Source organism: Duganella vulcania (assembly GCF_009857655.1).
GTDB classification, from domain to species: domain Bacteria; phylum Pseudomonadota; class Gammaproteobacteria; order Burkholderiales; family Burkholderiaceae_D; genus Rugamonas; species Rugamonas vulcania.
In genome coordinates this window covers 480,695-504,361 of record NZ_WWCX01000001.1, presented here as the reverse complement: position 1 = coordinate 504,361, position 23,667 = coordinate 480,695, and the positions used below count along the sequence as shown (strand labels likewise).

Here is a 23,667-nt window from a genome sequence, read left to right as displayed (position 1 = left end):
TGCGAGAGTTTATGACGCGGTGCCAGGTCAGGATTGTCGCCGTCCACAGATATCGGCGCGCAGCTTGCGCGTGGATCAATTACCCATCCACCGTGCACCCTATGCCGCGATCGGTTGTTGCTCGGATGCTGCGTTTTGGCCGTGACGAAGAATGAAGATAGCGAACTTAAATTGCCTAGGCTGCCTGGCTTAGGTACGCTCAATGCTGAGGCATGTCACCGCTATGTAAATGCAAGCGAAGCTCCATATTTTTTCCGCTGAGATAGTCGTCGGGTTGCGCTTTTGCGAGTAATTCCCTTGGTTTCTGGAGAATGCTATGCGTAATTTTGCAGTTACTCTGGCGTGTCTCTTCGTATTCTCCGGCTTAGCCAGCGCCACCGATGTCCAGGTCGCACCACAGGTCGCTGTCTCAGCGGCCCAGTCGGAACGGGACGCGCGATTCCGGTCTTTGTGTGCATCGCTGGCCCAGCGCGTGAAGACATACAACGCCCGCATCGAAGCCGAGTCCTTGGCCGGAGAAAAGCTTGGATCCGCCGGGCACGATTTCGTGCCTAGTCAATCTCAGCTGGAGAGCCTCGCAAGCAAACAGCAACCCGCCGAGGTCGATGCGGTGACACTCGCAGTGGATCTTATCCACATCGCTGAGCGAGCGCCCAGCCTGTATCAGTCCATCCTGGCCGATGTCGGGCTGCGTACTGCCTTAGTTAGCATGGAAGCGGAGTTCGGCGTGCCCTTCTTCGCCACCAAGGAGTCAAATAAGGCCGCCGTGGATCTGGTCGACGATCTTGCGGAGTTGGCCGCGCGTGGGCTGGTCCCCGATGAAACGCCGGCAGCACCTGGCGATAGCACGTTGGCGGAATTCAAGCGGCCGAATGAGCTGGCAACGCGCGCGGAGCTGGACGACAAGCTGAGTGCTACGCGCGCCAAGCTCATGGAGGCCGACCAGACGCCGTTGCCAAAATATTACACCGCGCGCCGGCTCAGGGAGGCAGTCATGTTCGTGCTTCCACGATTGACAGCATCCGGCCGTGCCGAAAGCACGTCATTGATGGAACGGCTGATGCAATACATGAACGACCACGGGCAATTGTTCGCCTATGACCTGCTGCGCCAATTCGCAACCGCTGAGCAGCCCGATCATGCGCTTACGACCCGGCTTGGGGAGCTCTATATTAGCCAGCATTGTGCGTCCCCGGCGGCAGCTCGGTTCACGTGCCTGAATGTTTTAACCTTCCTCAGCATGCATTATCACGACCTGCACCAAGAAGACAACGTCAAGACGACGCAGTTTCGACTTGCTCAAATGCTCGATGGCAACGCGAAGCTCCAGTTGCTGATGCAGTCTAGTGAAAGGGATCCGGACAAAGTTAGTGGCCAGCTCATGCAAGTGCTCGGCGAATTAGAAGATGTGGTGCCGCCATTGGATAGCGTGTTTGACGGTTCACTGCAGCAGATTTGGACCAGGCTCCACGAATGGCAAGCGACGTCGTATTGGGTCACCAAGACCGCGCACGGGCAGCGAAGCAGGTTGTTGTCGCTTGTCCCACCGAAGCGCGGGTTTATGGGAATGGATGAAGAGACGACAGCTGCAGTATTGCTCGGCGGTGGCTTTAGCACGGCGCTGGAATTGGGCGACACCAGAACTGCATTGGAAGCGGTGGATATTTTTCGTGTCCTCTCGGAAGAGATGATCAAGGAACATTCTCAAATGGAAGCGGCGAACGTCGTGAAGCTTCACTCCATGGCCGATGTGATGGAACTTGGCGTATTGGCGGTGACCAAACGGTGGAAGCATTTGGAGACTCTGGCCCAGCGCATTCAGTCCAACGTGGCGCCACAGCGCAGCACGGACTGGCAGCCAGTTGATATCGTGCCCTGCATGCCCGGCATCATGGTTCCAGGTAGTTTCGAGGCCGAAAACCAGCAGAGCTACTTCGAAGATTTGTTCTTCGCGGCCTTTCAGCTAGAAGCGGACGCGGCCATTCATTTTAAGAAGCAACTCCCGTCGCCTCGTATCCGCAAGCTGTTCGAACACGATGTCCTGGAACTGTTCCGGGTGCCTTCGAACCGCTCCTCAACGAGGATGTTCCGAACAGAGCATGACGAAGAGAGACAAGATCCTCTCTCTCCCGCACAATTTCTCGCCAACTGGCCTCGCTTCAGCAAATTGCTGGAACACCGTGCAGGTGAGAGGAAATCACTGGCGCACGTTGCCACGTGCCTGCTTATCCGCCCCGAATTGAAGCCCGCTCTCGTCACCGCTTTCGTCAATGCGGACGTTGAAACTCGCGCTCAGTTGTCTGATGCACTCAACCAGCTACTGGACGACAGCGGCCTTGCAAACTCGCGTAGTAAGCCACTCGCGGATGGCGAATTTCAATTGTTGCAGATCGGAGCAATGCTGCAAGCAGATAACGGAATTTCAGCCGCCACCGCCCGCGCTGTATTCACCGACGAAAAAACGCGAGAGAAAGTGCGCAGGGCCGAGGGCAGGTGGAGCCAGCTGGGCGACCGGCTCGTCACATTCCAAGGCTTCGCGAGTATTTTCCGCTCAACCCAATTCGGTGATATGTCCGAGCTGCTCGACGTAGCCACCGCCGACCCTAAGGCCTACGAGCGCTACGAGGAGTTGAAGCAGCAAGGCACCGTGACCTTGAAAGAACTCAATGGAGTGTTGCGGGCCGGCGAAGCCGCCGTTTTGTTCATGCCGGCAGAAAAGCGGCTGCTGGCGGTCGTCATCCGACCGGAAGGGGCCACACTCTTTCGGATCGATATTCCGCGCTCGCAGCTGCAAACCGGGACGGATCAGTTGCTGGCTAGCCTGAGATTTACGACTCAAGGCGGACGTACTCTGCCCGCGCCGTTTAGGGCAGATCGCGCCTGGGCGCTGTACCGGACTGTAGTGCGCCCACTTGAAAAAGAACTGGCCGGATTGACTACTGTCTATCTGATTGGCGGGGCAGAGTTGTCGCGAATTCCGTTCCAGGCCTTGGTGACGGCTCCGCCGCCTTCGCAGTCTCACCTTACATTCGCGTCCTATCGCTCGATGAAATGGCTAGGCGACCGGTATGCCTTCGTTTCAGTGCCCTCCGTCCATGCATTAAAGTTCATGGAACGCCACCAATCGCAGGAAATGGGCAAATTACTGGGCATAGGCGAACCTAGTGTGGCGGTCAAAACCCTCAAAGAGCTGCGGCTAGACGGTATGCCGGAGACTGGTCGCTTACTCCAACGTACCAATAGATCCGACGACCATGTGCCACTGTTGGGGCGCCAGGCCAGTATTGCCGGTCTGGCGGATGCCAGCCAAGCGGGAAAATTGGCGGCGTCTGACATTCTGCTCATCAATTCGCACACACTTCCTGCCGGAGCGGGCGAGCACTACGGAACGCGAGAAGCCGCAATCGTGTTGGCGCCGTCAAGCGGCAAGTCGGATTCGACCTTTGATTTGCTCGACTCGAGCAGAGTAATGGAATTGAATTTTGCGGTCCGCGTGGTCATGCTATTGGCCTGTGAAACGGCGGGCGGCCGCTCGACCGAGGATCCGCAGCCTTATGCCGGTCTCGTAAATGCGTTCTTCTACGCTGGTGCTGACACAGTGCTAGCGACCAATCAACCTGTGGACGAATCGACGACAGCAGACTTGGCCGTGAGTTTCCTGAAGGGGATTCGAGATGATCGGTTGTCCAGCGCTGCAGCCCTCCAAAAAGCCGTCGCGAATATCCGCTGCACGGATAGTGCCGTCTCCTGTACCGTCAGCGAGCGGTCAGTCCGAGCGCATCCGGGGTATTGGTCGCAGTTCATTCTGGTCGGTTCAGGCAGATGAACAAGTTAACCCGTAATGGAACATTTTTGCGAGGTGGCACCATGGATAGAAGTACGCGGTTCAGTTTGCGTCGCATCATTTTGCTGGTGGTGTGCCTTGTCTTGCTTTGTTACGACTTGACCACAATGGCGGCAGATTCCGAGACCGTCGAAGGGCAAGTTCCCTTGCCGGTCGTTCTCACAGCGCTAGCCGATTTCAAACCACAGTCGGATGCCGATCTCGAATTGGCTGTGCAATGGAAGACCGAGGTGCTACAGCGGCTCGCGGTTGACGCAGTCAATGGCGATCAAGCGACAGCTCTGGCCTTGGCAGCCTCTACGCTCAAGGACGCCGAGCGTGTCTATGGCAAACAAGATGTTAGGCTTGTGCCGGTCCTCCGCGCGGCGGCAAAGGTGTACTTGCGATTTCAGGCCCCGAGACGAGCGGTAGATTTGCTGAACCAGGCTTATGCGATTTCCCGGCTAGCCTTAGGGAACTCCGACCCAGCAAACAGGTTCGTGCTGACAGAGTTGGCCCTGGCGCAGCGGGACGCTGGTGATGCCAAGAAGGCCGAGACTTCCTCCGCTCAGGCCGCTGAACTAGATGCTATCGCCAGTGCATCGCTCAGTGGCTTCCGGCCGCTGAGTGCCGGCCCCACTCCGGATCCTGCAGCAGCTTACCAGATCGTCCCTGTCTTCTATCAAACCACCCGAGCACCAACTGGCAAGCGTGACCCTCTCGCCTATTTTGGCACCACGCGAGCGGCCGGATCCCATTATGGCGTGTCCTACGTCAGCGTCCCGCGCACTCGCGATGTCGGCAGCATTCCGCATCCGTCAGTCTTTCGGCTCGACTTTAGCAGCGACCCGGCACGACATGTGATTGTGAAGGAAGTGACGGAACTTGGCTCTGTGGAAAAATTTTGGACATCGCTGCGTAAGGGTATCGAATGGTCGGACCACAAGGAAACACTGGTCTACATTCATGGCTTCAATCAGTCATTCCAGGACAGTGTGGAAACGGCGGCCACTCTGGCAGTTGACCTGGAAATCGATGGGAATGTGATTGCCTTTAGCTGGCCCTCCAAGAAGAGCCTGCTAGGGTATCCGGCGGATCTCGACGAGGCGACATCAAGCGTGAACCGTGAGGCTTTGCTGGAATTGCTGACAAACGTCGCGGGTCAAACAGCTTCAAAGCATGTGTATGTGATCGCGCATTCGATGGGGAGCCGCTTGTTGCTAGAGTCTCTGACACTTATTGCCGCGAGCGGCCGCAAGCTGCCAGTGGATAGTGTCGTGTTCGCCGCCCCAGATGTGGAAAGTGCTGATTTCACCTCAACTGTGGCCAGACTCGATACCCTCGCGATCCACATGACCCTATACGCCGCAGGAGGCGACCGTGCACTCCAATTGTCCCAAACTATCCACAGCGCCTCGCCGGGTCAACGGGAGTTGCTCCGGGCAGGCGAGCTCGAAGGTGGTGTGCTGCCGACAAAGTTGCTGGATGTGATCGATGTCTCGAAAGCCAAACACGACGCGGTCGGACACTCCGATTTCGTCTATATGGCGAAGGACGACTTGCGGGCGCTCATCTGGTTCGGTTTGCCGGCAGAAGCACGCTGCGTCCTGACGGGTGAGCGAACTAAGGGCTGGCGCTACGCCCCCGCAGTGCCATGCTCATCGGATGCATTCGCACTGGCGTCGCTATACTACCGTCGGTATGGCGATAGTGGTCAGGCACTGAGTCATTTGGGACGCGCGACGGATGGCGTGGCGCGGATGGCCGTGCCAATACTGAAGAATTTTGCGGCAAAGCAGAAGTGAATCCTAGCCTGTTCGCCCATCTCTGTCGCTGACTTCTTAGGACTCCTAGACAAGGTCCCGCTCCATCAGCATGGCGGCTAAGCGGCTTCGTGGCGGAGCCCGTTACTGGCCGCTCAGCCAACGCTTTCCAGTAGGCCGCGTTGCCACAGCCAGGCGGCGATGCGCTGGGCCTTGTGGCTGGGCATGCTGGCGGCCAGCATGTTAAGCAGCTGGGTCAGTGGCAGTGGCTGCGCCAGCCTGGCCAAGTTCGGAAACAACGCTTCGTTCTCCAGGAAGGCTAGCGGCCGCTCCAGCTGGGGATGGTCGAGCGCCGAGTGCAGGAACACCTGGTCGTCCACCACGCAGGGCAGCTCGACGATCGCGGCGTCGCCATGCAGGCGCAGCGGCAGGGCCGGGTTAAACCCGGCCAGGGGCTTGAGCACGGGCGGCTGGTACGCGGCCAGGCGTGCACGCTCTGTGGACAGGGTGGCCAGCAGGTCCGGGCCCGTCGCGCCGTCGCCGCAGGGCTCGCATCGCGCGCGGGCTTGCCAGAAGGGCTTCTCGGCGCACCAGGCCTGGCCGTAATACGCTTCAGTCCAGTGCGCATGGCGCGCGCAGGCCTCCACCAGCCGCCCCTCGAAGAAGCGGCGCGCCAGCGCGTGGCGGATTTTGCGGTCGTCGCTCAGCACGGTATGCAGTGCCACCGCTGCCTGCAGCGAGAGGCGCATCGCTTTTTCCACACCGGACGAGGAAACCGGATCGAGCGCGAAGGCCGCGTCGCCCAGCTTCAGGCGGCCGTCCTGCCAACTGTCGGGTGCAAGGTAGGGTGTGGCCGAGCACATTTGCACCGCACCCAACAGGGGAAGTTCGGCCGCCGCGCGCAGCAGCTGGCTGGCCGCGCAGGCGGCGCGAAGGCGGGACTCCGGCCCGGCCGGCTGGGCTTGGCGGGCCGCGAGTGGATCGAAGACCAGCATCAGCCGATAGCGCCGGCCGGGGAGGCAGCCGGCCCACAGCCAGCCGTGTTCGAGCGCTTCAACCTGGGTGGCGCCGTCCAGCTGCGGCAGGACCGATTGGTCGACCTCGCCCCACAAGGCCGCCAGCCGAGGCGCGCAGTTGATGCGGGGTGCCGCGCTGCGCCCGCTGGCGTCGAGGAGGTAGCGGGCGCGCACTTGGCGGCCGGCCTGGCCGCACTGCAGGCTGACGCGCCAGTCGCCCGCCGCGCCTGTCAGGTGCAGCAGACGGGCAGGCTGTTCGATCTCGACGCCACGGCGCCGCGCCAGCTCCAGCAGGGCCTCGTCTAATCGGCCCCGGTCGACGATGGCCGAACCGGCCGGTCGCAGCAGGTCGGGTTCCCGGTGGCGCCACAGCACCCGGCTGCCCGCGTGGGCGACGTGGGGCACCTCCGCCAGCGCGTCGTTGGCGTCAAGCAGGGCGATGATGTTGCGCACCCCCGGTGTGAGCGCCTCACCCACCTGCGCACGCGGCCAGACGGCGCTGCGTTCGACCAGCAGGACGCGGTAGCCCAGCTGCTGCAGGCGCAACGCGGCGCAAACGCCGGCCGGGCCGGCGCCGAGCACCAGTGCATCGTACGGGCTGTCGCCGTCGCGCATCGGACTCAGTCCGCTTTGCCGGCCGGCGCGGCGAACCAGTCAGGCGCCAGCTGCCTCAGGCGCTGGTGCGCGCCTATCGTGTAGTGCAGCCAGCCGCGGATGTAGTCGCAGGCACTGCGCCCACGCGCCAGCACCTCGTGGTGGCAGCCGCCGCCGCACAGATAGCGCGCCCAGCAGTTCGAGCAGGGCTGCTGCTGGTGCACATGACGTTCGCTGAGCCAGATCGCCTGGCGGGCGCGGTCGACCCCGCCATCGAGCGAGCCCATGGCGCCCTGCGCGTCACCGACGAAGCGGTGGCATGCCGATAGCTCGCCGTCAGCCGACACACCGAAGTAGCCGGCGCCCGCGCCGCAGGGGTAGGGCCGGTGCGTTCCGCGCTGCAGTTCGCGCAGCGCGTTCTGCATGTTCATGAACGGATAGCGTCGGCCCCGCAGCATGTTCTGCTCGAATGCCAGGCCGCAGGCGATCATCGCTTCCAACATCTCGGCCAGCTCGGCCTCGCCCATTTCGGCGCGGCCGTTGGCGGCGCGCAGCAGCGGCGAGAAGCCGACGCTGTGGAAGCCCATGCCGATGAACAGATCGAGCGTGCTCGGTAGGTTCAGGTTGAACGGCGTGACGGTGACGCGCGCCGACACCTGCATGCGGCGCTGCATCGCCAGCAGCGGCGCGATGCGTTCGAGGATGCGGTCGAAGGACCCCTTGCCGCCCTTGAAGGGGCGCAGCCGGTTGTGTTGTTCGGCCGCGCCGTCCAGGCTGATCGTGACGGCGTAGCCGTGCTGCTCGAAGAAGTCGGCGTCGTCCGCCCGCAGCAAGGTGCCGTTGGTGGTGATCGAGAAGCGGCAGTCGACCTGCCGCAGCGCCGCCTGCCGGCTGGCGTACTCGGTCACGCTGCGCAGCACCGCGCGGTTCGACAGGGGTTCACCGCCCATGAAGGCAAGGTTCACCTTGGCGCCTGGCGCCGCCTGCGACAACAACAGGTCGACCGCTTTGAGCGCCTGGGGCTCCGCCATGCTCTTGGCCTTGTCGCCGAACTCGCCCTGCTGCGCGTAGCAATAGGTGCAGCCCAGATTGCACTTCTGCGCGATCGCGAGCGACAGCGCGTGCATCGGCGGCGCGGCCAGCGGGGTGTCGTCGATCAGCGTCTCGGCGCGCAAACCGCAGCTGTCGACCAGTCCTTGCAGCCTGGCCGGGTCGTCGCTGCCCAGCGCCGCGCGGAACTGCTCGGTTAGCTCGGGCGGCAGGTGGTACAGGCGCGTGCCGTTGACCATCAACAGCTGCGCCCCCTGGGCGTCGTCGACCAAGTGGGCGTGGCGCTGGCGCGGCCGCGAGGCCGGCACGATGCGGCTTCTCAGCGCCCGCGCCAGGGCGGCGCCGTTTGCCGCATCGGCCATGGCGTTAGGATTCATCGGCATCCTTGCCACGGATGATGAAGCGCAGGTCTTCCTGCCAGGACTTGAATAGGTCGTCGTAGGAATACAGCCGGGTGTCGGCGCGGTTGTCCGGGATGTAAGTGCCGGTGCGCTTCTTGGCGAACCACATGTCGCCGTGCGACAGGCCGTTGACACCCGGTTCGACGTTGACATAATCGGGGCGCGAGGCGGCCCAGTAGTAGCAGGCGCACTCGCGGTAGTCGTTCTGCCACGGCGCGCACAGGCCCTGGGTCAGCTCGCCCGGCTGCAGCAGCGCCGGATTGAAGGCGGCCGTGTCGGGTTCGAAGAAGGTGCGTAGCCGCAGCTCGACGGTGATGGCGGGCGTGTCCGGGCCGGCCAGCACCTCGGTGCTGGCGTCCGACTGGGCGGTGAATTCGCAGCTGACCATCTGGCCCTGCAGGTGCAGGATGCGGGCGATCGAGTTCGACCACTCCATGAAGGACACCGCGTTCGGATTGGCCACCGAGGCCAGCGTGCCCGAGCTGCCGTCGGGGAACACCGGCCCGGTGGTGTTGACCATGGTGCCGACTTCCAGGCCTGCGAAGCGCAACAGGCGGCGCGTGACCAGGTGCTGGTAGGCGGGCTCGGCGTCGATCACGTAGTTGTTGTTCTCGACCAGCACGATGCCTTCGAAGGCGCGCCGCCACAGGTTGCGGAAGTCGAATTCCAGGCCGGGGAAGCAGTTGGAAATCGCGCTGCGTGGCAGGATTGAGGCCGGATTGCCGGCGCCGCGGTGGTGGATTTGCGCGGTCAGGTTGCTCGCGCTCAGGCTGGGCTGTTTGGCGGCCATCACAGTTCTCCTGCAGGGGTGTCGGGTTGGCTGAACATGGCGTTGCGGGCGGCCTTGACCACCATGTCGATGTGGCGCCGCGTCAGTGTCAGGCTGCGGCCGTCGGCGCCGCGCATCAGCGCCGGCATCTTGCGCAGCGCGATCGCCGACAGGTCGCCGATTTCCTCGGGCAGGCGCAGCGTCTGGGCGAACCACGGCGCGCCGCCGGCCGACAGGGCGCTGAACACCCGCTCGTGCAGGGCGCGCAGGGCTAGGTTGTCGACCAGCGAGGCGGCGGCGATCGGCTCGTAGTAGCGCTCGAAGTCGCTGCTGTTCTGGCGCACCATTGTGCTGGCCACGTTGAGGCGGCCGTTGACCGGGTTGCCGTTCATGACCGCCGTGTTCATCAGCCGCACCGTCTCCAGCGCGCGCAGCACCAGTTCGGTGGCCTGCTCCAGCGATACCTCCTGCTCCGGTACGGTGGGGCCGTGCAAGAGCTGCTCCATCTCGTCGGACACGACGCGGATAGGCAGCGTGTCCGGCGCGTAGGCCGGCGGGCCGGCGCCGATGGTGGCCTGGGCCGTCAAAGTGCTGCCGTCTGCCAGCTTCAGCACCACCCGCACTAGGCCGTCGCATTCGTCGTCCAGGTAGCCCCAGCTGACCTGCTGGCCCTGGGCGTTGGCGTAGCCGGCGTAGATACCGGCCGGGTTGGTCAGCGTCGGGCCGCTGCCTTCGGTGTAGTTGAGCCAATCGCCGCGCGCGGCGTCGTACAGCACCAGATCTTCGCTGTTGATGACGGGGTCTGGCACCAGCACCGGCACACCGTCGCCTTGCGGTTCCAGGCGCTGCATGCGGCTGCCATAGACCTTGCCGGCGGCCGGCGTGTAGCGCAGGCGAACTTCCGGGAATGCGTCGGTGGGCGCGATAAACTGCACGTGGCCCAGCGGCAGCGTCTTGCCTTGTTTGAAGTTCTCGCACCAGCCATTCAGCGCGTGGCGGGCGTGGTCCTTCAGGCCGAGCAGGTTGGCGTGGATCTTGTCGTTGCGGTTGTTGGTACGGCGGTAGATTTTGATGTTGCCCAGTTCGACGTCCCAATGCAGGTTGGCCAGCGCCAGGCCCTGCTGGGCCAGCAGTTCGGTGGTCAACGGCTGCAGCTCTTCAGGTTCCTCGCTGGTGCGCGCGTACACCTCGAGAAAGGGCGCGACCGGGCGCACCAGTTTGTCGTCGTCCTTGAAGCGGATGTTGGCGGGCACGTAGGCGCGCACGATGCGGCCGCTCTGAGGATCGACCTCGAAACTCTCGCGCGGCACGATGCGGCGGTAATTCATCGGGCTGTCCGGATCGGTCTCCAGGTCGAAGGCCTCGAGCGGCTCGGCGGCGCCGCCCAGGCGGGCCACGGCCAGCGGCGGCAGGATTCTCAGTTCCAGTATCGGCATGATGGACTCCTAGAGCAAGGCGGTATCGATGTTGCCCGAAAGGATGCGCAGGATCAGCTCGCGCATGTTGCGGTCGGCTTCGCGCAGCGATGCCAGATAGGCATGGCGGGACTCGGGGGTGAGCAGCTGCAGCGCCTCGACCACGCTGGCCGAGGCGGTCAGCAGGTCGAGGTGGCCGCGCCACTTGTTGGCCTCGCCGAACGGGCTGTTGAGGGTGTAGGGCATTTGGAATGGCGGCCCGGCGTAGCCGGCGGCCGGATCGTCGGCCGAGACGGGCGACTGCATCAGGATCTCGGAGATAGCGCGCAGGTTGTACATCTCACCGAAGGTGGCGTTGACGATGGCGCCGCGCGGCGTGATCGCGCCGGCCGAGTTCAAGCCGCCGTACAGCGTGAAGCTGTGGATCAGGTAGTTCAGCAGCATGCGGTAGCGGATGTTGTGCAGCGTGGCCCACAGCGCCGATTCGGGATGGCTGATGCGGGTGGCGGTGGCACTTTCGTCGCTGCCGTCGTCATCGGGATCGAGCGAGACGTAGGGGTTGATGGCCACTTGGCGGGCCGGCGCCCAGGTGGCACGCCCGGGGCGGGCGCCGGCCAGCAGACCGGCCTTGCTCTCGGGTTGCAGCGCCTGCCACTGCGGCGCTGCGAAATCGGGCGGGCGGGCCGCGTTCCAATGTTCGGCCGTCAGCGGCGTGCGCTCGATCAGCTCGCGCATCTCGACATAGATGCGCAGGAAGCGCACGAAGTGCGAGGCGGTGGTGCCGCTGGTGGCCTCGCCCTGCTGGGCGATGGCGTGCAGGGCGGCGACCATGTCGTCGCGGCAGGTCTGCGGCACCACCAGCACGTCCGGCGTCTGCGTCGGCTGGCCGCTGGGGCGGCCCCGATGGCCGCCCTGGTAGCCGCGGCCCCACTCGGCGAAGTCGGCCTGGGCGGGCAGGGTCGAGGCGTCGAAGGCGGCGTCGGGCAGGTAGTCGGGATCGGCCACCAGCGGAATGAGGGTGTTGAACAGCGCCGCCACCTGGTGCGGATCGGCGGTCTGGGCGTGCACGCGCAGGCGGATTTCGTCGCCCAGCGCACCGCCGTCCCAGTCGACAGGTGATTCGGCGTACACGTACTTGGCCAGCGAGTCGAGCGTCAGCGGTTCCAGCGTGAACGGGAATGGGTAGAAGGGCGAATCCCAGGGCTCGTCCTCGCGTTCCATGTGCAGCGGGGAGCCGATCAGGCGCAGCGCGTTTTGCACCGAGATCAGGTGGCCCATCTCCTCTTTCGCGATGCCCAATATCACCTCCTGCCAGGTCCGCACGCTGTCGCGAAACTCCTCGGGCACCTGGGGGCCGCCCAGCGAATAGGCGGCGTACAGGTATTGCACCATCAGACAGTGTTCAATTTCAGCGTCGATCGACAGCAGGTAGGTGATGTAGTCGCGCGGCGAAAATTCCAGGTTCAGTGCCGGCGCCCTGGCGGCTTTGGCGGCCGCTGCCGGCGCCACCGTGCCGCGCAACAGCTGTGGCGTGGTTGATGGCAGGCCGTGCTCGGTGCCGGTTCGGGGCAGGAGGGCGGAGGGGGCGCCGAGGTGGCGGCGGATCTGTGCAGCTCGCATTTCGTGTCCTTCTCATGTCGGACATCCCGAGGGATGCGTTGCGATAGGCGTCGGGACAAGCGAAGTGCTCTTCGGCTCAAGGCGACGGCGTTCAACGGCAATAGCGTGATCAGGCAAACGAGACAGGTGGTGCGCCGCGTCGCGGGCCGATCTGGAAAACTTGCGTCAGGCTGGCTTGGACAGGTGGCATGCCGGCGCCGCCAGGGCGGGCCAACAGTTGTGCGAGTATCGCAACGACTTATAAAATCTTCAACTATTAAAAATCGCCATGGTTGCGGAAACACCACCTGCAACGCTAGCATCATGCGTCACCGGGATTGATGATCTGGCGTGCTCATTGGGGTTTGTGACAGTTGGGAAACGTCAAGGGGGTATGGGCGGGTGTGAAGCGACCGGCGTGGATCGGGCCGTTTGACGAGTGGGAAGAGCGCGGCCGCGTTGGATTAGCCAACCTATCACCGGCGAACGTCAAACATCGTGTGCGGCGCAATCAGCTTAACCAGCGAGTATTCGATGGCATGGTAAAAAATGACCGCATGTTGCGCAAAACTCCAACGACCGCACTATGAAAGATGTTCCTGAAATTGGAGAAAAACGCAACACGAGCTAAACTACCATGAACGGTGATAATCCCAATTATCACCGAAGCGTTTATGGTATATTGGACGCTCGCGGCCGGCCTCTGATGGCCGTGCAAATACGGATGGCGTGTCCGTCCCTGCGGGCTTAGTCGGCGCCATCGCGCCGCGCCGGCGCCCCGGCCACGCACGCTCGCGGCCACGCTCGCCCCAACTTCCAACCCAGGATGCCATGCCCAAAGAACAGGAACCAATTGAATCTCCCGGCGCCGACTCGCTGACGGTGGACGATCTGGCCGGCAGCGGCTACGAGGGCGTGCTGGCCGCGGAACCGGACGGCCTGCAATATGGTTGGTCCAACGCCTTCCTCGCGCGCGCCGGCGCGGCGCGGGAGGCCGGCGCGACGCGCCAGGCGAAGGTGCTGGGCATCCTGGCATCGATCACCTCGATGCGGCTATCCCCCGAAACCAAGACCACGCCCTTCCTGCCCGGCATGACCTGGCCGGACGGCGCACGCTCCCCGCTGCCGGGCGACCTGGCGCCGGACGTTCCCGATTGGCTGGCGTTGGTGGCGCCCGGGGTCGCCGACGTCGCGCTGCGCACCCGCATGGCGGACCTGGTTTGGCTGCTGGGCAAGCGCCATGGCGTCTCGTTCGCCCAATTGGCGATCGACGGCTACATGGCCACCTCTCTGCGTTCGGACGAGTGGACCGAATCGGGTGGCATGTGCTGGCATCGCGCGCTGCAGCTGGCCAAGGGCATCGGCAAGGCCGGCGCCGACCGGGTGGCGCTGATCCGCCAGCGGCTGCTCGCCGCCTTCCATGCCAGCGCGCGCGACCTGGCCGAGGGGATGGCGCCGCGCTGGTACGTGGATATCCTGTTCGTGGAACGGTGCCCGGACGTCGACGCGATGACCGTCGCCGGCGAACTGGCCGATATCGCCCAGCGCCACACGGGGGCCGGCAACCACTGGATGGCGCGCGATTATTTCGACTACGCCCGCCTGTGGTACGGGCGCGCCCAGGATGGCGATCGCGGCATGGCCATGCTGCACGAGGTGGCGCGCAGCTGGGAGGCGCAAGGCGACGCCGCCGGCCCGGGCCCACTGGCCTTGCACCTGTATCAAAACGCCGTCAAGGCGTTGCGCGATCTGCCGGGCGCCCAGCGCGACCGGCTGGCTGGCTTTGGCGCGGTTGAACGGGTGCGCCAGAAATTGCTGCTGGCCGGCCAGCACGTGCTCGGCGACATGTCCACGCTCCAGGGACCGGGCGTCGCGGTGGACGATTTCATCGCCTACGCCCAGCAGCGTGTCCAGTGCCTGCGCCCGACCGACGCCCTGCTCGCCTTCGTCACCATGGAACAGCCGCCCAGCGCGGCCGCGTTCCGCCAGGGCGCGCTGGCGGGCCTCGATTCGAGCATCGGCCGGCTGTTCTCCTCCACGACGCTGGCCGGCGACGGGCGCGTGGTCGAGCAGCATTGCGGCGTCGGCGACGCGCCCACCGAAGAGCAGATCATGTCCGAGATGGTCAGGTCCTTCGACCGGCAGGCGCAGATCATCGGCGGGACCATGATCGCCCCTGCCCTGCATGTCATGCGCCAGCGGTTCTCGTTGTCGGTGGCCGACTTCGTGTTCATGGCCGAGCATTCGCCGCTGGTGCCGCGCGAGCGCGTCGACCTGGTGGCCAAGGGCCTGCACGCCGGCTTCCATCTCGATTTCGCGCAGGCGACGCACATCCTCCTGCCGCAGTTCGAGCAGATGGTGCGAGTGCAGCTGAAGGCCGCCGGCGCCCTGACCAGCAGCCATGAAGGCGGCGTCGACATGGAGATCGGCTTGTCGGCGCTGGCTGAGCGGCCGCAGATGCGCGAGGTGTTCGGCGAGGACGTCACGTTCGAGATCCGGGCCCTGATGTGCCATCAGCAGGGCGCCAACCTGAGGAACGCGGTTGCCCACGGCCTGGCCGACGGCGCCCTGTGCGAATCGGCCCAGGCGGTGTACGCCTGGTGGTTGATCCTGCGGCTGGTCCTGCAGGCGTTGCGGGCGATGGTGTCCGCCGATGGCGCCGCCACCCAGGCATCTGGATCCTGAGCAGATGGCCAAGACGACCCAATGCCTTCCGGCGGACGTCCGCCGCTACAGCCACCTGGACTATGTGGCGCTGCGCGCATACTGCGCGCATATGCCGCCGGCGCGCATCGCGCAGCTGTACTACAGCCATGACAGCGAGCCGGTGCGAATGGGGCTGGAGTCCTTTCTCACCGGGCTTCTCGACACCCTGGTCGAGCAGGCGGCGCAAAACGACCCGACATGGCGCGGGACGATCGCGGCCGCGCGCAAGGATGGTGCGATACCGGCGGCGCTGCTTGGCGAACTGATACGCGTCGCCGACCTGCCCGCGCCCTCCCCCTCCCCCGGCGATCAGATTTCGGTGTGGTTCCGCCCTTTGACGGTGCGCATATTGGGCGCCGAAGGCATCCATACCGTGCGGGATCTGACCGACCTGGTCGCGCAGCGGGGGCCCGGCTGGTGGCGGGCCATTCCGCGCATCGGCCACGGGCGCGCGGGCGCGATCGCGCAGTGGCTGCGCCGGCATGGGGAGCAGCTCGGTGAACTGCCGCTGGCGGCGCAGGAAACGCGGCGCGCGCCGGCGTTGGTGATGCTCGATCCGGCCGCCCCGCGCCTGGCGCCCTTGGGCAGCTTCGTCCTGCCGGCCGGGCTGGACGGCCATGACGGGATCAACCGCGGCCGGGAATTCTGCTTCATCGGCGCCAAGGACGACCTGGAAGCGTTCGATTGCTACCTGTCCAAGTACCATCACCAGCCGCATACGCTACGGGCCTATCGGCGCGAGGTTGAGCGCCTGGTCCTGTGGTCGGCGTTCGTCGCCGGAAAACCCGTCTCGTCACTGCTGGTCGACGACTGCGAGGCCTACATGCGGTTCGTGGAAAACCCTTCCGAAGAGTTCCGCGGCACGAAGGCGCCGCGCTCGAGCAAGCTGTGGAAGCCTTTCGCCCAGGAGAATCTGGATCCCGGCTCGGTGAAGTACGCCATCAAGATCTTGCGCGGCGCTTTCGACTACCTGGTGAAGGTCCGTTATCTCGGCGGTAATCCATGGGCGGTTGTCGCCGACCCGGTCGTGACGCAGGGTGTGGAGCAACTTCAGATCGACAAGGCGCTGAGTGAAGATGCGTGGAACGGCTTGATCACCGTGCTCGAGCGTCGCGGCCAGGTGGCCGGAAACAGCCAGGACCGGGTGGCGTTGGCGGCGATCCTGCTGATGGGCGACTCGGGCCTGCGCAGAAACGAGGTGGCGGGGGCGAACCGGGCGAAACTGGGGCCGTGCAAGGTGCCGGGCGCCATCAAGGGCAAGGGGAAAGGCGGGAAGGCGGAGGGCACCGTGTGGATGCTCTCGGTGCTGGGCAAGCGCAGCAAGTGGCGCAAGGTGCCGGTCAGCCATCGGACCATCGCCGCCTTGCGCGCGCACTGGAACGACCTGGGCGTCGACTTCGATGCGCCGGCCGATCTGCCGCTCGTGTCGCCGGTCGTGATCCCCGGCACGCAGGCGGCAAGATCCAAACATGAAGGCGATGCCCCCCGGGGATATGGTGGCGGGGCGCTATACGACCTGGTGAAGGCGGCGCTGGGGCGGGTGCGTCGTGATCTGCAGGCGCTGGATGGCGATGGTGGGTTGCCTGAAATGGCGGTCGAGGACATCGAGCAGTTCGGCACCACGTCGCCGCATGCCTTTCGGCATACCTTCGGCACGCTGGCCGTCCGCAAGATGCCGGTCACCGTGGTCCAGGAGATATTGGGCCATGAGGATTCCGCAACGACGAGCATCTACGTGCAGGAGAAGGAACGGCGGATCGCCGACGAGGCCGCGCGGTACTATGCGTCGCTGGATCAGTCCGAGTCCTGAATTCCACGGATGAAGCACGTCGTGTCCGAGTCATGACGTGGTTCGATTCCCCGTTTGCATAAAAAAAAAGACGGTACCTTCGAAGGTACCGTCTTTTATTGATGCCTGGTTCTTATCCAGCACCGCTAGGATCCGTGTCCATCTTAAACACGGTTGAATCGCGAGATGGCTAGTTCCTTGGTTTGGCCAGGACCATGGCTTCTACCGCCATCACCGCGTCTTTTCCGATCACTGGCTCAGCCCATTGACCGAACTCCACAAGCGCGTATTGCAATTGCGCCAGCTTGCGTTCGTCGGTGCTTCCGAGAAAATGCGGCACTCTCGCATCTTCGATATTGCCGGTATCGTAATCGAAGACCTCGAGCCAATTTGGACCATCGACCATAGCGGACAGCTTAGCAAACAGCGTGTCCAATTCCGCGTCCCGGTATTCCGATCCAGCGCATGCAAAGTCGATGTTCAGTGAGAGCGAGCCCCCATCAAACTCGATACTGCCTTCGTTCATTGCCTGCTCAAAATCGACGTGTTTAACTTGCAGGAACGGGGCCATAGCCGAGTGGATCATTTCAATGGTGGTAGCCTCGTTGGTATTGATGATGCCGGATAAGCGGCAGTCGTGTTGCGACATAGCGTTGCTCCTTGAATGTTATGTTGGCGATTTCCGGGCATTGCGGCTTAATGCAGACGGTGCATGTCGCCGTGCAGGAACGCGATGTAGGCAGAAGCTTGTGGTAGTGATGCGAAGCGAGCGTGCACACCGAAATTCCCCTCCACGTCTGCGATGTGCAGTGCGTGTGGATATTCCTTGTGCTCGTCCAATTTGAGCTCCATGGCCGGCAGATGGAATTGCTTATGGCGGTAAAGGTCCATGCCGGTGCCTACGTCGACGATCCGGATGATGCTAGCGTCCAATATGCCGCATCCGCCATATTCACCTTCGGGTACCAGCAAGGGAATCTGCAGGCTGCCTGCGGAGCGCCCGATGCGGCCGACCACGTCGTGCTCGTCGAGCCAGCTGCGGCCCGTTGTGGTGTCGCCATAGAAGACGCGCACGGTGGTGCCCTCCTCACGGCATTCCTCCAGTACCTTGCGCACCGAAGCTGCCGTATTGAAGTTGAACCAGGTGCCCACTTTTCGTGTACCGATGAGCTTGACCAGATCTTGGTACTGCTGGTACTGGTTCAGGGTACCAACTTCGTCTTGATTGATCTGGGCGAGGTTCGAAGTCGGCAGCAACATCTTGAGGCGTTTCAGGCGCTTTACCAGCTCGCGTATTTCGTCTAAAACGTTCTGGAAGCCGTGGCAGCTGTATCCGCTGCCGGTGTTGATGACGAAAAGTTGTTGTTCTGGATTCAGGGTAACTTGCATGATTAGCTCCTAGTGTAGAAAGCGGAGCCCCCACGAGAGGGGTTCCGCGGGTTTGAAAGAAATGGGTGCGTCCCACGTGGGCCAATGGCCCATGAGACAGAGGTTGATGATCGGTTGGGCTGCGATCTATTGTGATTGCGTCCCGGTCGATCTGGTGCTTGCCGTGAGTCGGGTGTTAATGCTCGACAGTCGTTTCCGCGCGTTCGGAATTGGATTCCTTGCGTGGCTCGCTATGCTCTTTGTTGCGGCCAAAGAGTCCGAACAAGCGCCCGGACGATTGACGTCCCGAGTAGCGGACGCGGCCAGGCGTAAACTGCCCGGACCATGCTACGCCTTCACATTCGGCTTGCCGGCGGATACGCAACTTGTGCGATTCACCGGTATGCACCTTGATCAGCTCGCAGTGGATTTCTTCGACTTTGAGCAGGTAGCCGATATCGCTTTGCGCCAGCTTCAGCTTGTCTTGCAGCGCTTTGATGTTGGCAAAGCGTTTGCCGATCAGCCCCGTGATGAGAGCCGTGACAATGCCACTGCCGGCGGCAATGAGCGATGGGATGATGCTCGGTTCGATATGCATGATGTCTCCTTATGGATGAGAATCCGCTTGCGCGGTTGGGTTGAAATACTTGAAGGGAAAGACGACGTTGCAAGATGCGTGAGCGAGCTCACACAAGTTTCCGCCCTGGTTGGACGACGCACGCGATGTGCGATAAGCCGATGGACGGCTCAGAAAATCAATACCTAGGGATGCACTGGTGGACACCCATAGGAATTGGTTTTTCGTCGGAGAGCGCGGTGGCGCCAGAGGTGGCGCTGAGGTAGGAATGTTGCTGTCAGATGGCTTGTGACGCCTAGCTTGCGGATAACTGAAGTTATCAAGATCAGATTACCATGCTCTACTCAGGTGCGCAATGCCTACCGCCACCGTGCTGCAAGCGGTACGCCCGACAGTGGCCCCTAAGCGCCCGTGCAACGCTTGATTTTGCGGATGGGCGCGGGAGCGCCGGCCCTTACCGCCGCCGTCTACATCCCCGCACTATTACGCAGGAACCCTTTGACGCTGGTGTGGACCGCGTTGAGCATCCGGGTGCCGGCCGTCGAGTCGACGCCGGCGTCACGTACCAGTATGGCCGCGTCCTGCATCGCCTGCTGTGCCGTACGCTCCAGCTGTGGCGTATCGAACTTCACCATGACGCGCCCCGCTCCGGCCTTGTTCAGCTGCATGATCGCAACGACGGCGCCGAATACCACGACGTATGCTTCTGGGCGCAGGAGACAGATCCACCATGGACATTGCGCGCAGACCTTCTTGAGGAATTGCGAGACCTCCGGCACCTGGTAGATTTCACGCGCGTCGCTGTCATAGCCTTCAAAACATAAAACGATCGACTGGGCATGCTTGAGGATCGCTTGGGCGGAGCCGACCATGCTTTTCAAAAGACTGACCACAGCCTCAGTGCGGCAGAATTCCACATGGGCCCGCGGGATGCTGATAAATTCGGCGCTGGTTTCGCCGCCGCCCAGTCCGCCGGACATCTTCACAGTCTTCCGTGATACCGTCCCCAGTTCCTTAGGCGGCTTCGGCGCCGCCGCGGCCAGCCGATGTTCGTACGATCCTCTTTGTTTTGCTTGCCCCATTGTTCCCTCGTGGTCTGGAGTTGTGTAGTCATGAATAGCGTGCCGGTTGTGCTTGACAGCGCCTAGGTGCGCTGGCGGGGCGGCAATATAAAATCGGGAGCGATTTTGCGCCGATAGAGGATTTCCCCCGTCGCCTCCAGTAAGCAAGTGATCGAAGCCGCCATGCAAATAGCCGCAAGCCCAGTCAGAAACCCGAGGACCCAAGTCGCCCCGATCGCTGCATAGAGAAATGCCGACGTTACGCCGCCTGGCTGGCGTTTCCAGAAATGGCGCAGATTGTCTGCCATGTTGTTGATCCAAAGACGACGGATCAAACTGGCGTAGCTGGCCGCGCAAGCTGCGACAATCAGCGCGATAAGTGTTGCTGCTGCTTTGTGACCCATGTGTCCCCTGCTCTACGATTGTGGCCGACGGTGAGTTCATCCCACGCCCACTTGGTGCTCTGCTTACTTGCCTGCCAGCGTTTGATAATTCGCGGCCCCGGCCCTGATCTGCTTGAGGCCAAACTTCGCCTCTGTCACAGTGATGCCCGAGACGAGGCCAATAAGGAAACCGCCCGTCAATCCGAAGAGGATGTTGGCGAAGTTCATTCCCCAAATCCCAGTCGCGCCCGCGACGGTCATGGCGATCGATACGACCCAGCTGATGATGAAGTAGCGCATTTGGCCCCTGATCTAATTCTTCGGACAGTTCGACGATCTTTCAGGTTGATGCTTCGCACCGTATCGGCAGCCCGTTAATGGTTTCACACCGGGCCCCCCATTGCAAAATACGCCCTTGCCCGCCACACCATTAGAGCACCACGCTGTGACGACTAGGCCTGCTTATGACGCCCATTTCGGCCACGTTGTGCGCTTTTCCGTGATTCACGCCGAGTTAGACTGCGTCCACTACCGCTAACCTGAGGAAGCAATGATTGAGAGCGTGGCATTTATGTCAGAAAAGGCCGCTTGTGCGCTGGAACCTCGCCCAGGAACTGCGTTACTTAGCATTTCAAATCCCGGCGTCCATACTGTCCCACTCCAGGAAGGCTGGTCACCGCTCTTGCGTGTCTACTTCCCCGATGCGGGCTGCGATGCAGGAATGCTCAACTTTCTGGGCGGATACGATAAATATCTAGCACTCGGCTTTCCGAATCATGAGCATGCGCTGGCGATGCGCGCGTTTATCGAATCGCTGCGGCAGTCTTCATCGCCTTATCATCTGCTCGTGCACTGCCATGCAGGTAGGAGCCGTTCGGTTGCGGTGGCCAAGTACGTTGCGGACCTTTGTTCATTGCCGCTCGAGGGCGATTTGTCTCGCCTCAACGAGACTGTCCTGAACCTTATGCGTGATCCCTATTACTACGCGCCTGTCGGGTACGCGCACCAGGTTCAGTTAAGACCTTCAGCCAAGCATCGGCTCCTGCGATTTTTCGGTCTGGCCAGGTAAATCTTCGGTGTCGGCGGCGCTTGCGATAGGTGATCCGCCTGATTTTCCAATACCGCTTAGCCTGTGTTTGCTGTGGTAGTAAAACTGTTGGGCAAAGGTCATGATATTGGTCACGATCCAGAACATCGCGACACCTGCTGGCATAAACGCGAAGACAAGCGACAGGCCGAACGGGAATGCGTATGCAATGTAGGGGCTGGTGGGCGCCACGGGCTTAGGACTGAGTTTGACGGTCAGCAGCATGGTAATCGCGTAGAGGACTGGCAATACGAAATACGGATCCGGCTGGGTAAGGTCGTGGATCCAGCCCACCCAGGGGGCGCCACGCAGAGCCACCGACGATTGCAGAACCCAGTACAGAGCCAGGAAAATCGGCATCTGAACCAGCAGGGGCAGACAACCGGCCGTGAGACTGATGTTCTCCTGGCGATACAAGGCCATAGTTGCCTTGTGCATCGCCGCCGGATCATCACCCATTTGCTCTCGAAGCGCTTGCAACTGAGGAGCGAGGAGTTTGATTTTCGCCATCCGCTTGTGCGTCGACGCCGACAATGGCAAGAAGAGTATGCGCACCACCAGGGTCATCGCGATGATGGCCCAGCCCCAGTTACCGATTAGCGACTTGGCGATGCTGAGCATCGTGTACATCGGCTCGGCAACAACGGTCAGCCAACCGTAGTCTTGGGTTAGGTCCAGGCCCGGTGCTTCCGTTTCCAGCAGCGTTCGGTCGATTGGACCGGCATAGATGTCGGTTCCGATGGTGCGAACTTCGTGTGGCCTCAACTCGCCTAGGGGGATCTTGTTGCCGAGCGTATATGCGTTCTGAGCCACCTTTGTGGCGTAGATTTCGCGCGGCGTGCCGGCCTTGGGGATGACCGCTGTGACGAAGAAATGTTGTGGAATCGCGAACCATCCATTGTCGGCGGTCCGGACGTGACGGGCGATGCCTTTATTGAGTGCGGCAAAGGTCAACTTTTGGTAGCCGCCTTTGTCAGAATAGATGACCGGCCCACTAAAGCCTCCGCTGAAACGTCCCTCGCCTTCGGGCTTGCGGCCGTCGTGTCGCAGCTGCAGGTAAAGAATTGGCGCCGCAGTGCTGGCGCGATCGTTACGGATGGCCTCTTCGAGCGATATTGTGTAGGAATTCGATCGGAAAACGAATCGCTTCTCGAGGGTAATATCGTTTCTATCGGCCTTTATCGTAACTTCACCTGCCCTACCCTTCTCGCCGCTGGTTAGGCTGGCGATGTGGAACTTGGTGTGGTGATCTGGCAAAGCGCCGTCGTGTTCGACCAGGCCGGTTTGCAACGTGAACTGGCGCCTTGGGCTGCTGTCTATGAGAACTGCCTTGCGGCCCGTGCCGCCAGCGTCCGCATACTTCTTTAGTTCCACGTGCGTTAGCTGGCCGCCAATTAGCGACACCCGCGCCTTCATGACATTCGTCTCAATTTCTAATGCCCCCTCCGGTGCCATAGCCGGGTCGACCACGGTAACACGGACGGCGTCACTGTCAGTGGTGGGCGCGGAGTGCGTGGCTCCGTGCGGCTGCCCGGGTGAAGTTAGGCCTCCGGGCTTCGGTGCCGTGGTGATATGCACAAGGACCGCTACGCAACTGCAGATCGCGAGCGTGGCGAGGATAATCTTGGTTAGACGACGCGATGGTGATGGCTGGTTCATGGTTGTGTAGGGGATGCTTATGAAAGTGGCGTTCCGGTCTAGGACGAAGTGCCGTCGTTCTAATCCAGCGGCGCTCGTCGTCGGGCGTTTACGTCTTGTCGTTGCCTTCTACGAGCATCCGCCGCTTCCCTTTGTCATTGGTGCAAAAATGTGCACCTCGATTGGTGACGCATTCTGCATGAGCGGCGCAGCTGCACCTGCCATCGGCACCAATTGCCTGATTTGGATTGAGCTTGGCACGGTCGAACTGCTGCCCGTCCATAGTCTGCGTGGGTATGGTGGCGTTGTGGTTCGATGGATGCGTCTGCTTTTTCGTTGGTGCGCCCGCCTGCTCGGTCGGTTGTTGCGCCACGTTGTCCGAAGCCGGCGGTTGTTTTGCGAACGATGCCTCTGGCGACGCCAGGGACCAGACAAGCGTTAGGATGGTGAGTATCGACTTCTTCATGTGGAAGGCTCCTTTGTGCAACGGCAGCTATTTGCTGTTTGATGCTGTTCTTTGTTTGCGCTGGCGCCTAGTCTGCCGCGCGGGTTCAGAGGTGTCTCCGCTCTGTTGGCCTACGTGTTGGTTATTTGCAGAGGGCAAGTCGTGCCCACCGTTTCGTACGGT

The 23,667-nt window shown here is 62.3% G+C and carries 18 protein-coding genes; 5 read left to right on the top strand and 13 right to left on the bottom strand.

The window, feature by feature from the left end:
• Positions 1 to 316 precede the first annotated feature (316 nt).
• Together GTP90_RS02810 and GTP90_RS02805 are read left to right on the top strand one after the other, a co-directional pair.
• Positions 317 to 3,826, top strand: coding sequence for a CHAT domain-containing protein (locus tag GTP90_RS02810; protein WP_161082046.1), 3,510 nt, complete (start codon positions 317 to 319; stop codon positions 3,824 to 3,826).
• Positions 3,823 to 5,628: an alpha/beta hydrolase gene (locus GTP90_RS02805; RefSeq protein WP_161082045.1), complete on the top strand. Its 1,806-nt coding sequence runs from the start codon at positions 3,823 to 3,825 to the stop codon at positions 5,626 to 5,628. Before GTP90_RS02810 ends, GTP90_RS02805 begins: the two co-directional genes overlap by 4 nt.
• Before the next feature lie 113 nt (positions 5,629 to 5,741).
• Here GTP90_RS02805 and qhpG read toward each other — a convergent pair whose 3' ends face one another.
• Genes qhpG through GTP90_RS02780 form a run of 5 tightly spaced genes read right to left on the bottom strand, consistent with a single transcriptional unit; the run spans position 5,742 to position 12,451 of the window.
• Positions 5,742 to 7,217 carry a flavin-dependent monooxygenase QhpG gene (qhpG, locus tag GTP90_RS02800; RefSeq protein WP_161082044.1) on the bottom strand — a complete coding sequence of 492 codons (1,476 nt, stop codon included), beginning with the start codon at positions 7,215 to 7,217 and terminating at the stop codon, positions 5,742 to 5,744.
• A 5-nt stretch (positions 7,218 to 7,222) separates the two neighbouring features.
• Positions 7,223 to 8,623, bottom strand: a complete 1,401-nt coding sequence (locus tag GTP90_RS02795) for a radical SAM/SPASM domain-containing protein (RefSeq protein WP_254451687.1) — start codon at positions 8,621 to 8,623, stop codon at positions 7,223 to 7,225.
• Positions 8,613 to 9,437 (bottom strand): hypothetical protein, encoded by an 825-nt coding sequence (locus tag GTP90_RS02790; protein WP_161082043.1) that lies wholly within the window; start codon positions 9,435 to 9,437, stop codon positions 8,613 to 8,615. Before GTP90_RS02790 ends, GTP90_RS02795 begins: the two co-directional genes overlap by 11 nt.
• The gene (locus GTP90_RS02785; RefSeq protein ID WP_161082042.1) at positions 9,437 to 10,852 is read right to left on the bottom strand and encodes a hypothetical protein; all 1,416 of its coding nucleotides are present in this window, start codon (positions 10,850 to 10,852) and stop codon (positions 9,437 to 9,439) included. The genes GTP90_RS02790 and GTP90_RS02785 overlap by 1 nt, the downstream gene beginning before the upstream one ends.
• Positions 10,853 to 10,861: 9 nt before the next feature.
• Positions 10,862 to 12,451: a ferritin-like domain-containing protein gene (locus tag GTP90_RS02780; protein ID WP_161082041.1), complete on the bottom strand. Its 1,590-nt coding sequence runs from the start codon at positions 12,449 to 12,451 to the stop codon at positions 10,862 to 10,864.
• Positions 12,452 to 13,261: 810 nt separating this feature from the next.
• Here GTP90_RS02780 and GTP90_RS02775 point away from each other — a divergent pair.
• Both GTP90_RS02775 and GTP90_RS02770 read left to right on the top strand, forming a co-directional pair.
• Complete coding sequence (locus GTP90_RS02775; RefSeq protein ID WP_161082040.1) at positions 13,262 to 15,115, top strand: DUF7380 domain-containing protein; 1,854 nt, start codon at positions 13,262 to 13,264, stop codon at positions 15,113 to 15,115.
• Between the two features lie 4 nt (positions 15,116 to 15,119).
• On the top strand, positions 15,120 to 16,946 hold the full coding sequence (locus GTP90_RS02770) for a site-specific integrase (RefSeq protein WP_161082039.1): 1,827 nt from the start codon (positions 15,120 to 15,122) through the stop codon (positions 16,944 to 16,946).
• A gap of 169 nt (positions 16,947 to 17,115) precedes the next feature.
• Here the strand turns inward: GTP90_RS02770 and GTP90_RS02765 are convergent, their stop codons facing one another.
• From GTP90_RS02765 to GTP90_RS02740, 6 genes are all read right to left on the bottom strand, one after another.
• Positions 17,116 to 17,574 (bottom strand): RNA-binding protein, encoded by a 459-nt coding sequence (locus GTP90_RS02765; RefSeq protein WP_161082038.1) that lies wholly within the window; start codon positions 17,572 to 17,574, stop codon positions 17,116 to 17,118.
• A gap of 47 nt (positions 17,575 to 17,621) precedes the next feature.
• The gene (locus GTP90_RS02760; RefSeq protein ID WP_161082037.1) at positions 17,622 to 18,314 is read right to left on the bottom strand and encodes a hypothetical protein; all 693 of its coding nucleotides are present in this window, start codon (positions 18,312 to 18,314) and stop codon (positions 17,622 to 17,624) included.
• A gap of 175 nt (positions 18,315 to 18,489) precedes the next feature.
• Entirely contained in the window at positions 18,490 to 18,891 is a 402-nt protein-coding gene (locus tag GTP90_RS02755) for a hypothetical protein (RefSeq protein ID WP_161082036.1), read from the bottom strand.
• A gap of 446 nt (positions 18,892 to 19,337) precedes the next feature.
• Positions 19,338 to 19,952: a hypothetical protein gene (locus GTP90_RS02750; protein WP_161082035.1), complete on the bottom strand. Its 615-nt coding sequence runs from the start codon at positions 19,950 to 19,952 to the stop codon at positions 19,338 to 19,340.
• 62 nt (positions 19,953 to 20,014) lie between these two features.
• Entirely contained in the window at positions 20,015 to 20,335 is a 321-nt protein-coding gene (locus GTP90_RS02745; protein ID WP_161082034.1) for a hypothetical protein, read from the bottom strand.
• A 63-nt stretch (positions 20,336 to 20,398) separates the two neighbouring features.
• A complete protein-coding gene (locus tag GTP90_RS02740; protein ID WP_161082033.1) occupies positions 20,399 to 20,614 on the bottom strand; it encodes a hypothetical protein in 216 nt (71 codons plus the stop codon).
• Between the two features lie 250 nt (positions 20,615 to 20,864).
• On the opposite strand from GTP90_RS02740, the gene GTP90_RS02735 reads away from it, so the two are divergent.
• Entirely contained in the window at positions 20,865 to 21,383 is a 519-nt protein-coding gene (locus tag GTP90_RS02735; RefSeq protein ID WP_161082032.1) for a hypothetical protein, read from the top strand.
• Here the strand turns inward: GTP90_RS02735 and yidC are convergent.
• The gene (yidC, locus tag GTP90_RS02730) at positions 21,339 to 23,060 is read right to left on the bottom strand and encodes a membrane protein insertase YidC (RefSeq protein WP_161082031.1); all 1,722 of its coding nucleotides are present in this window, start codon (positions 23,058 to 23,060) and stop codon (positions 21,339 to 21,341) included. The genes GTP90_RS02735 and yidC overlap by 45 nt on opposite strands.
• A gap of 88 nt (positions 23,061 to 23,148) precedes the next feature.
• Positions 23,149 to 23,505, bottom strand: a complete 357-nt coding sequence (locus tag GTP90_RS02725; RefSeq protein WP_161082030.1) for a hypothetical protein — start codon at positions 23,503 to 23,505, stop codon at positions 23,149 to 23,151.
• Positions 23,506 to 23,667 lie beyond the last annotated feature (162 nt).

Excerpts from the sequence above, each read along its gene's own strand:
- GTP90_RS02810 (WP_161082046.1), top strand. The coding sequence starts at position 317 with ATGCGTAATTTTGCAGTTACTCTGGCGTGTCTCTTCGTATTCTCCGGC.
- GTP90_RS02805 (WP_161082045.1), top strand. The coding sequence starts at position 3,823 with ATGAACAAGTTAACCCGTAATGGAACATTTTTGCGAGGTGGCACCATG.
- qhpG (WP_161082044.1), bottom strand. The coding sequence starts at position 7,217 with ATGCGCGACGGCGACAGCCCGTACGATGCACTGGTGCTCGGCGCCGGC.
- GTP90_RS02795 (WP_254451687.1), bottom strand. The coding sequence starts at position 8,623 with ATGAATCCTAACGCCATGGCCGATGCGGCAAACGGCGCCGCCCTGGCG.
- GTP90_RS02790 (WP_161082043.1), bottom strand. The coding sequence starts at position 9,437 with ATGGCCGCCAAACAGCCCAGCCTGAGCGCGAGCAACCTGACCGCGCAA.
- GTP90_RS02785 (WP_161082042.1), bottom strand. The coding sequence starts at position 10,852 with ATGCCGATACTGGAACTGAGAATCCTGCCGCCGCTGGCCGTGGCCCGC.
- GTP90_RS02780 (WP_161082041.1), bottom strand. The coding sequence starts at position 12,451 with ATGCGAGCTGCACAGATCCGCCGCCACCTCGGCGCCCCCTCCGCCCTC.
- GTP90_RS02775 (WP_161082040.1), top strand. The coding sequence starts at position 13,262 with ATGCCCAAAGAACAGGAACCAATTGAATCTCCCGGCGCCGACTCGCTG.
- GTP90_RS02770 (WP_161082039.1), top strand. The coding sequence starts at position 15,120 with ATGGCCAAGACGACCCAATGCCTTCCGGCGGACGTCCGCCGCTACAGC.
- GTP90_RS02765 (WP_161082038.1), bottom strand. The coding sequence starts at position 17,574 with ATGTCGCAACACGACTGCCGCTTATCCGGCATCATCAATACCAACGAG.
- GTP90_RS02760 (WP_161082037.1), bottom strand. The coding sequence starts at position 18,314 with ATGCAAGTTACCCTGAATCCAGAACAACAACTTTTCGTCATCAACACC.
- GTP90_RS02755 (WP_161082036.1), bottom strand. The coding sequence starts at position 18,891 with ATGCATATCGAACCGAGCATCATCCCATCGCTCATTGCCGCCGGCAGT.
- GTP90_RS02750 (WP_161082035.1), bottom strand. The coding sequence starts at position 19,952 with ATGGGGCAAGCAAAACAAAGAGGATCGTACGAACATCGGCTGGCCGCG.
- GTP90_RS02745 (WP_161082034.1), bottom strand. The coding sequence starts at position 20,335 with ATGGGTCACAAAGCAGCAGCAACACTTATCGCGCTGATTGTCGCAGCT.
- GTP90_RS02740 (WP_161082033.1), bottom strand. The coding sequence starts at position 20,614 with ATGCGCTACTTCATCATCAGCTGGGTCGTATCGATCGCCATGACCGTC.
- GTP90_RS02735 (WP_161082032.1), top strand. The coding sequence starts at position 20,865 with ATGATTGAGAGCGTGGCATTTATGTCAGAAAAGGCCGCTTGTGCGCTG.
- yidC (WP_161082031.1), bottom strand. The coding sequence starts at position 23,060 with ATGAACCAGCCATCACCATCGCGTCGTCTAACCAAGATTATCCTCGCC.
- GTP90_RS02725 (WP_161082030.1), bottom strand. The coding sequence starts at position 23,505 with ATGAAGAAGTCGATACTCACCATCCTAACGCTTGTCTGGTCCCTGGCG.